14 protein-coding genes are annotated in these 13178 nt (G+C 43.7%); all 14 read right to left on the bottom strand.

Annotation, left to right across the window (positions count from 1 at the left end; genetic code table 11):
• Nucleotides 1-8: 8 nt before the first annotated feature.
• The 14 genes from G3RUM_RS03555 to fusA all read right to left on the bottom strand — a co-directional run bounded on the left by G3RUM_RS03555 (nt 9) and on the right by fusA (nt 13068).
• A complete protein-coding gene (locus G3RUM_RS03555) occupies nt 9-605 on the bottom strand; it encodes a DUF308 domain-containing protein (RefSeq protein WP_129735442.1) in 597 nt (198 codons plus the stop codon).
• 49 nt (nt 606-654) lie between these two features.
• Nucleotides 655-1674 (bottom strand): lipid II:glycine glycyltransferase FemX, encoded by a 1020-nt coding sequence (locus tag G3RUM_RS03550; RefSeq protein ID WP_129735440.1) that lies wholly within the window; start codon nt 1672-1674, stop codon nt 655-657.
• Nucleotides 1671-2645 carry a lipid II:glycine glycyltransferase FemX gene (locus G3RUM_RS03545; RefSeq protein ID WP_164998360.1) on the bottom strand — a complete coding sequence of 325 codons (975 nt, stop codon included), beginning with the start codon at nt 2643-2645 and terminating at the stop codon, nt 1671-1673. Before G3RUM_RS03545 ends, G3RUM_RS03550 begins: the two co-directional genes overlap by 4 nt.
• Entirely contained in the window at nt 2642-3745 is a 1104-nt protein-coding gene (locus G3RUM_RS03540) for a DegT/DnrJ/EryC1/StrS family aminotransferase (protein WP_129735436.1), read from the bottom strand. The genes G3RUM_RS03545 and G3RUM_RS03540 overlap by 4 nt, the downstream gene beginning before the upstream one ends.
• Nucleotides 3742-4422 carry an alpha/beta fold hydrolase gene (locus G3RUM_RS03535; protein WP_129735434.1) on the bottom strand — a complete coding sequence of 227 codons (681 nt, stop codon included), beginning with the start codon at nt 4420-4422 and terminating at the stop codon, nt 3742-3744. The genes G3RUM_RS03540 and G3RUM_RS03535 overlap by 4 nt, the downstream gene beginning before the upstream one ends.
• 42 nt (nt 4423-4464) lie before the next feature.
• Nucleotides 4465-5736, bottom strand: coding sequence for a glutamate ligase domain-containing protein (locus G3RUM_RS03530; protein ID WP_129735432.1), 1272 nt, complete (start codon nt 5734-5736; stop codon nt 4465-4467).
• Between the two features lie 98 nt (nt 5737-5834).
• Nucleotides 5835-6161, bottom strand: a complete 327-nt coding sequence (gene rpsJ, locus G3RUM_RS03525) for a 30S ribosomal protein S10 (protein ID WP_129735430.1) — start codon at nt 6159-6161, stop codon at nt 5835-5837.
• Between the two features lie 162 nt (nt 6162-6323).
• Nucleotides 6324-6845 (bottom strand): hypothetical protein, encoded by a 522-nt coding sequence (locus G3RUM_RS03520; protein ID WP_129735427.1) that lies wholly within the window; start codon nt 6843-6845, stop codon nt 6324-6326.
• 128 nt (nt 6846-6973) lie between these two features.
• Complete coding sequence (locus G3RUM_RS03515) at nt 6974-7588, bottom strand: hypothetical protein (protein ID WP_129735425.1); 615 nt, start codon at nt 7586-7588, stop codon at nt 6974-6976.
• Nucleotides 7589-7798: 210 nt separating this feature from the next.
• Nucleotides 7799-8479 (bottom strand): hypothetical protein, encoded by a 681-nt coding sequence (locus G3RUM_RS03510; RefSeq protein WP_129735423.1) that lies wholly within the window; start codon nt 8477-8479, stop codon nt 7799-7801.
• Between the two features lie 135 nt (nt 8480-8614).
• Complete coding sequence (locus tag G3RUM_RS03505) at nt 8615-9118, bottom strand: hypothetical protein (protein ID WP_129735421.1); 504 nt, start codon at nt 9116-9118, stop codon at nt 8615-8617.
• A gap of 127 nt (nt 9119-9245) precedes the next feature.
• The gene (locus G3RUM_RS03500; protein WP_129735419.1) at nt 9246-9530 is read right to left on the bottom strand and encodes a hypothetical protein; all 285 of its coding nucleotides are present in this window, start codon (nt 9528-9530) and stop codon (nt 9246-9248) included.
• 76 nt (nt 9531-9606) lie between these two features.
• Nucleotides 9607-10791: an elongation factor Tu gene (gene tuf / locus G3RUM_RS03495; protein WP_129735417.1), complete on the bottom strand. Its 1185-nt coding sequence runs from the start codon at nt 10789-10791 to the stop codon at nt 9607-9609.
• A gap of 177 nt (nt 10792-10968) precedes the next feature.
• The gene (gene fusA, locus G3RUM_RS03490) at nt 10969-13068 is read right to left on the bottom strand and encodes an elongation factor G (protein WP_129735415.1); all 2100 of its coding nucleotides are present in this window, start codon (nt 13066-13068) and stop codon (nt 10969-10971) included.
• Between the last annotated feature and the right edge of the window lie 110 nt (nt 13069-13178).

Below are 13178 nucleotides of genomic sequence, written 5' to 3'. Positions count from 1 at the left end.
CATAGATACTATTTCTTTTTATTCTTCTTTTTGGCTTGTTTTCTGGCTATTTTGTCTTCAATGTTCTGTGCGCGGTTATGCACGCCATATATCATGCTCGTTACGCTCACAATCAGCATATACGCACCAAAGAATCGTATAAATGTCGTTATCTCAAAATTACCTGCATTTAATATCACTGTGCCAATAATACATCCACATGCTCCGGCTAGTATCCGTATAAATCGATCTGTCGGATCAACCGTAGACAAAAAGCCATGAAATACATCAATTACGCCAGATAGTATCGTGTATGCAGATAACACAATCACGCTGGTTACTAAGTCGTTTCTTGCAAAGAAGAGCAGTACTACTGCCGCAACTACGTCTACTCCGGCGTCTATTACCGAATTTATCCAGCCGTGCTTTTTGGTAGAGTTATATAACGCTCCGACTGAATCTACTACGCCTATCAACAACAGAAGAACGCTAATTACCGCCGTCATGTTTTCTATATTTGTCATTCCGCCGAATAAAGCAATAAACCCAAACGCTCCCGCCAGCGCACCTCTGATAATGAATACCAACCAATGCTTATCTATATATTTGCGATTTATTTTCGCCATAAAAATCCTTTATTACTTATGCTTATTATACCACAAATACGCGGCAATCTTATACGTGACGTTTCCTCTTGCGAGCGGTTTCTATTATTTTAGTAATCTGATATTTTACTGGGCTCAAAATCATATCGTGCGCCGGTGTATATTTTAATTCTTCGCAACCAAACGAACGTTTAAACTCGCTTACGCCATAAAACCGATGCGACTTTTCTTCTAACCCTACAATCCCCCACAAGTTATAGCGTCTGCAGCCGCGCTTCCTGGCCTCACGCATCGCCGCCATATGTAGTAGTGGCGCTGCGGAGTATTTGGTGCCTAGCTGCGAGGACACTCCATAATGATAACTCGCCTCCGCCCCATAAAAAATCATAAAGTTCTGTGCTAAAATCTCGCCATCCTTCTTAGCGGTATATATCAGTACTTCATTGTTTTTTGCGAACGCCTCAAATTGTTTGGTAAGAAAGCTGCTAGAAAATGCTACGTATTTCTGTCTTTCAGCATGCTTTTTTTCTAATTTGCAAAATTCTTCAATAGCCCATTTTTCAGCATTAGCTACTATTTCGATATTATTCTTTTCTGCTTTGCGCAACTTCCGGCGGAATCCTTGCGATGCTCCAGCCAAAATCTCCTCTTCGGATTTTCCAAGGTCCAAAATCCCTGCATATTCTACGGATAAATACATTGGCGCCTTCTTCAAACCTAGTTCTTGCATTAATCTTAAAGATCTATCAGACAAAGGTAGCTGTGGTCGTATTCGCACAAACACGCACCCAGCTTCTTTTCCTGCCCTATAGATATCTGCAAAAATTTCACGCACTAACTTTTTATCGTTATAATCTATAATCGGGCCCCCGGCAATCGCCATATAGGTGCCTCGTTTAGCAGTCTCTACTACGCCGGCATAGGCTGCTATAATTTCGTTTTTGTCGTCTACCACTGCACGTCGCACAATCTTTTTGCCACGATTCTTATGGAACTCGTAAAAATCCCATGACTGCAAAAAATTCGCCTCTAGGTGCGATGTGACAAAATCGTCCCATCTTTGTTGTTCCGCAACCTCAATTATTTTCACAAGTGCCTCCTCTTTTTTCGCAAAGTTTCAAACGTAAAATCCGCCAGATATCGCGTTCGCGAAATCACCAGATCGTGTGCCGGTACATACTCTACTACCTCACCCCCAAAACCAGTTTTGAAGGTGGTGACGCCAGCGTAGCGGTGGTTAGGCTGCCCGGCTGGGGCGATTCCCCATAGATTGAATCTCTTGTAACCTTCAGTTTTTAAATCTTTCATCGCCTGCCACAATAACGCGTATGCCCCCGGCAGTTTGCGATTCAGTGGCGTGGAAGCTGCCTCGTAGTAGTCTCCTTCCTCACCATCTTTTATAATCATACCGTAAGCAATTGGTCCACCTTCAGCAGTTTTTGCCACATAAATCACAATATTATTACCAAACGCTTCCTTTTCGGCTAACAGGGTTTTGAGATTTGGTGGGATGAATCCTTGGCGCTTGGCAGTCTCGGCTTGCACTTTACGAAATTCTCTAAAAATCGTTTCATTATTGTCTTTCTCCACCATAATCCCTAGTTTGCTGGCGCGCCGTACTTCATAGCGAGTCTGTCGTCGCATACTGGCCAATAAGTTGTCTTCAGGTTTTGTAAGATCTATCATCACGGTGTGCTCTGCTGCCAGATGCATTGGCGCCTTTTTAAGTCCCAAATCTGTCAACAGTTTTATGTTTTCAGCACTTCGCTTTAGTTGCGGCCGCACCCGCACGAATGCGCACTTTTCTTGTTTAGCAATCTCGGAAATCTTTGTAAAAACTCCCTTCGCAGCCTCTTTGTCTCGCCAATCTAGTAGTGGTCCGCAAGGTATCTCTAAATATCTGCCGCGTTTGGCATCCCGTACTATCATTAGGGCATGGCCCTTGCTATCGAAATCTTCTGTGATTACTTTGTCGCCCAAGATTTCGTTCATTTTGCCATAGTTCGGCGACTGTAAAAAATTTGCTTCCGGATATCTTTTTACTACTTCTCCCCAATTCATTTCGTTTCCTCCACATATTCCGCGATAATCTCGCATGCTAATGCTAAGTCTTTTTTGCTATAGCAAGTTGGCAAATTGATGATTTTTTTGGCCACCTCTACTGCTACCGGACATTTGTCCTCTGGAAAATGCACTTTTTTATAATACCGCTCTGGTGACACCGGTCTCTCATACCAAAACCCGCCAAAATAATATCCCGCCGCGGCCAACTTCTTCAATAGCTCTTCCCTATTTCGTACTAAACGAAACTCTCGCAATGGGTGTTTACTAGATTCTTTCAAATTCTGCAGTTGTCTCAAGGCTAGTTTTGCTTCAAATTTAGCAATTTTGCGTTCCAAGTCTAGCTTATTGTCTGCAGATTTTTCTACCCAGTGGATTTTTACCAAACACCGCATCCATATACCGCTTAGATGTACATAAGATAACCCACGCGAAATCGCGCCCAGTAGCGGATAAAACCTAGCCCGCAAATTATCCGAGATTCTCGGAAGTTTGGAGGGCGCTTCAACCTTATTTTTATGTGGGTGGCGCAAAATCACCGCCCCACCAGAAATCGTATCAATTGCTTTATCTTTACCGAAGGACAGTACCGCTGCTGATCCTACTGTGCCAACTTCACGTCCGCCCGCGTATTTTATTCCCGCACAGTGCGCCAAATCTTCAATAATTACCAAATTATATTTTTTGGCAAATTTCTCTACTGCCACAATATCCACCGGATTGCCTAGCGAGTTTTGGACAATAACCCCCTTCACATCTTCATTAGCTACTTTTTCAAGAGTTTTGGTGTTAAAATTTAAGTCTTCTTGCGAAATGTCTGCCCACACCGGCGTTAGCCCAGCGGCTTTCACAGCTTCGTATACAGCATAGCAGGTAAACCCGTTCACAATCACTGCATCCCCTGGATCAAAATATGCTTTTAGTGCCAGCGCTAAGGCCGAGCGTCCATTCTTCGTTAAAATCGTTTCGCCACCGTATTTTTGCGTCAAAAATCGTTGCAAAGCACCGCGGTCTTTTTTTCGTCCTATCGCAAAAGTGTGTGCCAAGCACCGCTTCCTGGAATAATTCGCCGCCAAACCTAAAAAGTAGTGTTTTCTCACTTTTTAATCCTCGTAATTAAAGCAGTCAGTGCACGTGCTAATTCATCCGGGCTAGAAATGTATGGAGCATGTGTCCAGTTAGCATAAAATTTAAGCTCTGCGTTCGGTAGTTTCTCATACATTGTGGTGGCTTGGCGTGGCGGCGTAGTGGTGTCTTTCTTCCCCCACAAAATAAATGTCTTAGTTTGGATCTTACTAAAATCCAAATCTTTGTCAGATTCTAACATATTAGTAAGCGTCTGCTTCATATTCTCTGGCGCGCGCGAATAATCCGTCGAGCCGGTAAGTTTATGGAATGCTTTGTCGATAATCGGCACCTTTTTTAGCGGCTTGCCAAGCTTTGCTACCTTTTCTACGATTTTTTTTCGTGCGGAAGGTTCGTATACACCCGCTGCATCTAGCAGGATTAGATATTTCAATTTTTCTGGCTTTTTAGCACATAGGTTCAATAGAATCCGCCCTCCATTAGAGTGTCCCAAAGCTAGCGCGCCATCCGGAATATTCTCGTCCGCCCACCCCATATAATCTTCAATTGTAAAGACTTTGTCGGACTTTTCGGTTAGGCCCGGCACATGCAACATCTTCACGCTAATTCCGTTATCACGCAATATCTTCAGGGTGCTTCGCCAAGGTTCTACGGTATAAGTCCACCCGTGGATGATATATAGGTCAGCCATTTTGCTCTCCTCTAGTTATTTTTTCGCACCTAAATCCTAAAATCACGAATCCAGCCCCCAACTTTTGCGCCGCTGTACGGCAGCTTTTTCGCGCCGACATAATTTTTTAGCGTCTTTCGGATCGGCTAATAATTTCTCAATAATCCATTCTAAGTATTGACTGCCTTTGAATATCAGTGTTTCTCTGCCCTTAGCGCGCTTCTCTATATATTCTAAAGCTTTGCGTGGGTCTAATGTTGCTACCGCTGACACGCCTAGTTTCTTCAGCTCTGGTGCAGTGTATTTTTTAGTGCGACGTCCTACCAGTATTACTTTCTCCGGTTCCACATCGGCAATCAGCTGTGCCAATTTTTTATGTTCTTCACTTTCGGTAGAACCTTGGTCTACAATATCACCAATTACTAACCATTTATGATCTGCGTGCATCCGCCGCGCCATATCCAAGATGGATGCCATCGATATCATGTGTGCATTATAACTGCTATCTACGATTTCCAAGCCATTTTTACCCTTAAAATATGAGCATCGCCCCGGTGCAATCGTAATATCTGAAAAATCAGATTTAAACGGCATTTTCAAGTATTTCATCAAATCTTGTAATACTAACAAATTAAAAGCAATATCCTTTGGCTCTGGGTGATTAAAATGAAAAGTGGTATCCCCATAGGTAAAATCCGTCGAATCCGGGTAGACTACATATTTTTTGATTTCGGTCTTTTTGATTGGTACCACTTTGGCCTTAATATCTCGCGTAGCCGTCTTCATCAACCTGGAGGTCGCATCAATGTATACTAATTTAGTAGTATTTTGTGGCAGGGTGGCAAATTCCGCTGTGATTGCTTCATCTAAACTCTTAAATTTGCCTTCTTCCACCTCTTTTTCAAACTGTATCGCATGCGATCGTCCAATTGATACCCAGATTGTTATCTCTGGCTTTAGCCATTTTGCCAAAAACTCCGCCTCGTGCGGGCGCTCTCCGTCGATCTCTACCACGTAAAACTTCTCTTTATGGCGGTAAAATAACGACTTTAGGGGGGCAGCGAGAAATAGATGGACCCAACGCAATTTTGATCCCCGTACTCCCTTCAACCCTAGAATATCGAAACTTACACCAAAAGCCGAATTTGCATCGTGCGAATAATGCGCTTTCTCCCCCATTTCGTGCTCCATTAGGTGTAACATTGTGGTCTTCCCAGCCGAGCCAGTAATCGCAATCACTCGCGGTTTCCACCTCTGTAAAGCCCGATCCGCAAAATGCCGAAAATATTTCGCTGCGACGAAATAAAAGCGCTTTTTAAGCTTAGCAACTGTCATACGGGTATTATAGCACTTTCAGGCCAAAATCGCCACTGGGCAAGGCTCGGGGCAGAGGTGTCGCATCAAAAATCCCCCTTTCGGGGGATTTATAGATTTTACATCTTTATCTCTGCGTCTACGCCTGCTGGGAGCGAGAGATTTTGCAAACTTTCAATCGTCTTTGGCGTAGCGTTAGAAATGTCAATCAAACGCTTGTGGACTTTCATCTCGAAAGCCTCACCACCAGTTTTATATACATGTGGTGACTTCACTACGGTAAAAGTACTGCGCTTAGTCGGTAGAGGGATTGGGCCGCTTACGCTTGCGCCAGTACGAATTGCGGTATCCACGATTTGGCGCGCGCTTTGGTCGATCACGCGGTGATCATAGGCCTTCAAGCGGATACGGATTTTTAGACCTTCGTCTTTTTTGCTATCTGCCATTTTTTCCTTTCACCTCTATAACCTTAGATAAACGCTTAGATGGTTTGTCGATAAGTTTTTTAGAGGTAGATAATTAATTAATGTACGCTTTCATTATGCCACACTTCACTATAAAAATCAAGGGTAGAAAAAAGGCCGAGCATAAAACTCGGCCAGCGCACATTACTTTTCATAGGTATTGGCGATATTATCCCGATTCGGGATATAAAAATCATATTCATAAAGAGTTTCTTCTTCATCGCCGTCTCTTATGAATAACCACTGGTTATGGTGGGTCTTTACGGTTTCATGGATAACAACACGGATGTCGCTATCCTTCTTTGTGCCGTAGTATACTTTGCTGTTTTCAACTTCAGCCTCTCTCGTGACTAAACCGTCAGCCTCATCAATGTAAGAAAATTGGAATTTTCCTCCATTTTGAACCAGATAGTATTCGGCGTCTTTCGCCGTAGTGAGCTGAACCAGCTGATGGGGGGGGGGTAATTCTGTTTCCTCAGAAGTTACAACTTCTTGCCTCCCGATGAAAAATCCCACAGTGGAAACCGCGCTGATTAGGAAGACGGCCACGACCACTATAGTAAATAAGCACCCGCCGAATTCGGTATCTTCGTCCAGAACGATAATCGAAATATAACACAAAACTGCGGATATAAACAATAACACAACAAAAATCCAAATACTCATAAGAGCACCTCCTGAAAAATAGTATTTTGTTAATGTGCGTTCCTTAATTATATCACACCACAAGCATTTTGTCAAGTTAGAACATTCCAGAGCCATTTTAAAGGGCCCGCGCGGGGTGGACCCTTATTTTAAAGTCTAGTCTTTGCCTCTTTGGCTTCCTCTAATGTGCAGTAAAAGCTAACCCTGTTGAATTGGTTGGTCTCCTTGTCGATTCCCCTTTCGAGCTCAAAACCAAGGATGTGCACTTGGTCGCCAGGATGATAGATTATCCCCTCGTAGTCGCCGATACCAGGTATCGCCATTTTTCTGTTCAGCGATTGCCCTGGTAGAATGTCTTTTACTTCGACCATATTGGTGAAACATCTTTCTCCCGGAACTCCTCTTACTTGGGCATTTGGCAGTATTTCTGCGACTGCAACCGCCCCTAGCGCGCACTTCACGTATACTGGGATCGGCGGTTCAAAATCACGAACGATTAGCCGCCTTTCCTCGAAGACTTTCAAAGCCTCGTGCTTCACATAGCTATCGGCATTCTCTATCGCTTGCTCGATAAACCATTCCGGAATCTCCGAGTCGCCGATGCAAGCGTTCATGGCTGCCAGCCAGAGATACTTGCAACCCGCTACGCGCAGCTCATCGGTGTTCAACCACTCTTGAATCCACGATAAGGGCACATCAGTTTTACCGCGAAATTTCTCAGCAAGGTCATGTCGGTGTCTGCCAATACCAGGTTCCTCCAGCATTGCCTTAAGGTGCCGCAGCTCCTCGGTCACCTCTTTGTTTGGTAAGCTTTGTACATTTTCCATTCTCTCACCTCCTCAAGAGCCAGACTAGACTATTAAAGGACTTTTCCCACTCAACTTTATTATTTCACGACCGCAATTATATGTAAAATGCTTAAGTTTATTTTGGTAGAAAAAGCCACCGCTCATGCGGTGGCTGTAGGCTGATGATTAACGGCGCCAGAGCGGTTGCCAGTCCGCCGGGTGCCTGGCAATGATATCTTCCGGTGTGGCCGGATGTCGAATGTCATAAATTAGGCATCCAATATAGACTACTATCGCTGCGACTATCACAATCCAGTACGGCCAAGAGACCTGCCACAAGACGGCAAGATTTTTCAACGCTGCTTCTGGCATTCTCTCTTTTGCAAAGCAATAGTAGCGTCTAGCGACATCAATGACTATTGTTAAAAAAGATATCAATACTTGAGGTATCAGTATGTATCCTACAATGTCGTGCGCTATCTTTGTTGGACTATATAGAGCTCGTATCTCGTAGCAGCCTTTTTCTCTGTTGTGGAGAAAAAAATATACTATTAAGGCGACAATAAAAGCCGGTAATAACAACCAAACAGAATTGGCTGATTTTTCCAACATAATCGTGCCAGTTCTGGTAGTGATTGTAGAAAAGACACCGCCAAATGCTACTACTATTATGCTGAACATCATTTCTCCTGGCAAGAATGCTCGGGCCTGATGCTTCCAAATCGGGACCAATCGTTTTTCACCGACCAGCCCAATCAAGAACATACCTCCAGGCCAGAAGAATAACCAAAGTAGTAATACCATCAAGTATTTCTTAACCGGATCGGCAGAATAAATATCCATCAGTCCTAATATTGTATTGTACATAAGCTCCCTCCTAAGATTTCAAAAATTCAAGCCTACAGTAAAATTATAGCACAAAATACCTAAAAAGTCAATAATAACGGGAATAAAATCAGAGAAAGGCCGGGCGTTTCGCCCGGCCGCAGCACGTTATCTACACTATTTGTACAAGATATCTTTTTCGCTAGGAATGATAAATTTATACTCTGTATATTTCTCATTTTGTATGCCACTTTCTAAAAATAGCCATTTTTTATAATATCCTTTTGCTACTTCTTCCTCAATGACTTGAGGGACTTCGTTCGTATCATACCTTATGTTATCGCTATGAATGTATCTGATATCAATAAATGTGCCCGTTTCTTTTCCGGCCTCGCCTATATAGAGAAATTCATATCCTTCGTCGCTACAGACTAAATAATAGTTCGGTTTCTCTATGACAACTAGGTCTGATGTTTTTGAAGATAAAACTTCCGAAGAGACGTATATTCTATCAGCCAGAACATCAAATCCCGCGAACAAAATTATTGATGCCGCAAGTACTGGCAGTAATAGTGCTAAGCCAATCTTCTTGGCTACACTGCCCTTCTCACAAGATATATAGACGCCGAACACCGCAGCAGACGATACTAGGCATGCTATCCCAAGTATATAAGAAGGCATCAAAACACCCCCAATCCTCTTAACGTGCTTATCTATATATTAACATAAAAAAACATTTCTGTAAAGCAAGATCCCATGATCATGGGTAAACTTAGTTATATACCTCTCAGTTTAAAGCAGTCGGCAATTATCTTTTTTCTGAGAATACGCGAATTTCGTGATAATAATAAATATTCCCCAAGATAAACAAGCCGGTAAACAAGAAGAATGTGCCCACGATTGGGCAGAACAAATCATATGTCGGGTCAATCATTTCGGCTACCACTAGCCCTATCATCACTAAAAATGCCATCATTGGTACGAAATAAGCCAAAAAAAATACTGTCCGCCCATAGAGCGTATTAGAAAAACCCCTAATTAACTTTCGCATTTCTTTTACACTTAAATCATAAATATTCTTTTTCTCACTCATCATACTCCTTATGCTTATAGCAAAATTATACCACAAAAAATCCCCCTTTCGGGGGATTTTTCTGTATCAAACTAGATTATTTGATAACCTTGGTGATTACACCAGAACCAACCGTCTTACCACCTTCGCGGATAGCGAAACGATCTTGTTCGTTCATAGCTACTGGAGCGAGCAATTTAACCTTGAAGGTTACCTGATCGCCAGGCATTACGATTTCCTTATCAGCAGGAAGTTCAACCTCGCCAGTCACATCAGTGGTACGGAAGTAGAACTGTGGCTTATAACCCTTAGAAAATGGAGTGTGGCGACCACCTTCCTCTTTCTTAAGGATGTAAACTTGTGCCTCAAACTCGGTGTGTGGAGTGATTGAACCAGGAGCGGCAATCACCTGACCGCGTTCGATTTGATCGCGTTCAATACCACGAAGCAACAAACCTGCATTATCGCCAGCTTGACCTTGATCCAAAGTCTTGTGGAAAGCTTCGATACCGGTTACTACTGACTTCTGAGTGTCTTTGAGTCCTACGATTTCAACTTCGTCGTTCAACTTTACAACACCCTGCTCGATACGACCAGTAGCTACAGTCCCACGGCCTTTGATCGAGAATACGTCTTCAATTGGCATCAAGAATGGTTTGTCAAGATCATGTTCTGGCACATCAAAGTACTCATCCATCGCCTTGACGAGCTCCATCACGGCATCCTCGTTCTCTTTGTCGCCCTCTAAGGCCTTGGTTGCAGAACCCTTGATGATTGGCGCGTTGTCACCATCAAAGCCGTACTTGTTCAAAAGATCACGTACGTCCATCTCTACTAGTTCTACCAATTCTGGATCAGCGAGGTCCATCTTGTTTAAGAACACGATGATCTTTGGTACGTTCACCTGGTGAGCCAAAAGTACGTGCTCACGAGTCTGTGGCAATGGACCATCGTTCGCAGCAACTACGAGAATAGCACCATCTACCTGAGCGGCACCGGTAATCATGTTCTTAATGTAGTCTGCGTGGCCTGGCATATCTACGTGTGCGTAGTGGCGGTTCTCAGACTCATACTCTTGGTGAGAAGTAGCGATAGTGATACCACGAGCTTTCTCTTCTGGAGCGTTATCGATTTGATCATAAGCGACTGCCTTGTTGACATCAGAAGGAAGACGCTTTGCGAGTACGTTGGTAATCGCAGCAGTTAAAGTAGTTTTACCATGGTCGACGTGACCCATGGTGCCGACGTTGATGTGCGGCTTGGAACGGTCAAAATTTGCCATTCTTTCTCCTTTTATTTGTTATTATGTTTGGAGCGCTAATAAAAACCAGCTCCAAAACTCTACCCTACTATTTTAGACTATTTCCCCTTACTTGTAAAGAGGTTTTTTCGGTTAATTTGACTTTTTAAATAATATGTTTTATTCAAAAGAATGGCCGGTTTTGCCCGGCCGTTCTGTTTATTTGGAATTTCTCTTTTCGATAATTTCTTGGGCCACGTTTGGTGGAACTTCCTCGTAACCGTAAAGCTCCATTGAAGAAGCTGCACGACCTTGAGTCATACCACGTAGATCACCGGTGTAACCGAAGAGGTTTGCCAATGGGCAAAATGCTTTAATTAACTTGGCCCCACCATTTAAGTCTTCCATTTCGTCAATCCGACCACGGCGCGAGTTGATGTCGCCGATTACGTCGCCCATGAACTCTTCCGGAGTGGTAATTTCTAGCTTCATTACTGGCTCTAGCAATACTGGATTGGCCTTCTTGATACCTTCGCGAGTAGCTAAGCTACCAGCCAAGGTAAAGGCTAGCTCTGAGGAGTCCACGTCGTGATACGAGCCGTCATATAGAGTAGCTTTCACATCCACAACCGGGTAACCCGCGATTACGCCACCAGCCAAAGTGTCTTCCACGCCTTTTTGTACTGGCTTACGGTATTCCTGAGGGACTACGCCACCTTTGATTTGATCGATAAATTCGAATCCCTTCCCTGGCTCGTTCGGCTCAAACTTAATCCATACGTCACCATATTGTCCACGACCACCAGACTGCTTAATGTGCTTACCTTGTGCTTCTGCAGTCCCACGGATAGTTTCACGGTATGCCACTTGCGGCGCACCAGTGTTAGCTTCCACATTATGTTCACGTTTCAAACGATCAATAATGATCTCTAGATGTAACTCTCCCATACCAGAAATGATGGTTTGCCCAGTCTCCTCGTCGGTATGGACGCGGAAAGTTGGATCCTCTTCGGCCATCTTCGAAAGGCCAATACCCATCTTCTCTTGGTCGGCTTTAGTCTTTGGCTCTACAGCAATAGATACCGGAGGATCTGGGAATTCAATCGACTCAAGTAAAATCGGGTGAGCTGGGCTACAAAGTGTAGTACCGGTAGTCACGTTTTTCAAACCTACTACCGCAGCGATATCGCCAGCGCCGATTTCTGAAATGTCTTTACGGTCATTTGCATGCATCCGTACCAAGCGGCCGATACGTTCTTTGTCGCCAGTTGAAGCATTCAGAACCGTATCGCCGGACTTTAGTTTGCCAGCGTACACACGGATAAAGATTAATTTACCAACAAATGGATCAGTTGCAATCTTAAATGCCAAAGCGGTCAAAGGCTCAGAGTTATCAGCTTTGCGCACGATTTGGTCGCCAGTTTTTGGATCAGTCCCCACCGTTTGACCTTGATCGCGATCCAACGGAGATGGTAGATAATCGGTCATCAAATCCAGTACTTTTTCTACAATTACGCCGCGACCATCGCCACCAGTTACTAGGAAGAAGTCGCCATCGAGCACGCGCTTACGTAGCGCAGCCTTTAGCTCGTCTACGGTGATAGCTTCTTCGCCCTCTTCAAAGAATTTGTTCATCAAGTTTTCGTCAGCTTGTACGGCCTCCTCGATTAGCATTGAACGCGCATTTTTAGCTTTTTCTACCATGTCGGCTGGAATTTCTCCCACAGTCAGCTCGTGATCGGCGTAGTCTTTGTAAGTGTAGGCCTTCATATCAATCAGGTCTACTACGCCGCAAATATCCTTCTCAAAGCCAATCGGCAAATGAATCGCCACGGCATTCTTAGATAAACGTTTGTGGATAGAATCAAGCGATTTATAAAAATCACCACCAATCTGATTAATCTTGTTTACAAAACAAATCCGTGGGATGCCATACTTAGTAGCCTGGCGCCAAACTGTCTCGGACTGAGCTTCTACCCCCATTTTGCCGTCAAATACTACCACCGCGCCGTCCAATACGCGCAATGAACGTTCTACCTCAGCGGTAAAATCAATGTGTCCTGGGGTATCAATGATGTTAATCTGGTGATTTTTCCAGTATACGGTTACTGCGGCTGAAGTAATTGTAATGCCGCGTTCCTTTTCCTGCTCCATCCAGTCGGTGTCAGCACCACCAGTCCCACCTTTTACTAGATCGATTTTATGTTTTAGCCCCGTACGATAAAGAATCGCTTCCGAGGTAGTAGTTTTGCCCGCGTCGATATGAGCGATAATCCCGATATTCCGCAGATTTTTGAGGTCTTTAACTTCAGTAGCCATATGCTCCTTTTAATTATTATTTTAGTCTTTTTTAAGCTCCACACTCAAAAACAAGACACACTTTCACAAATTATACCATATCTATTCAAAAAATAAAACGAAAACTGTCT

It is taken from the genome of Candidatus Nanosyncoccus alces, assembly GCF_004138395.1.
In the GTDB taxonomy this organism is placed as follows: domain Bacteria; phylum Patescibacteriota; class Saccharimonadia; order Saccharimonadales; family Saccharimonadaceae; genus Nanosyncoccus; species Nanosyncoccus alces.
Note: the sequence above shows the minus strand (reverse complement) of the source record. Positions and strands in the feature narration are given on the sequence as shown.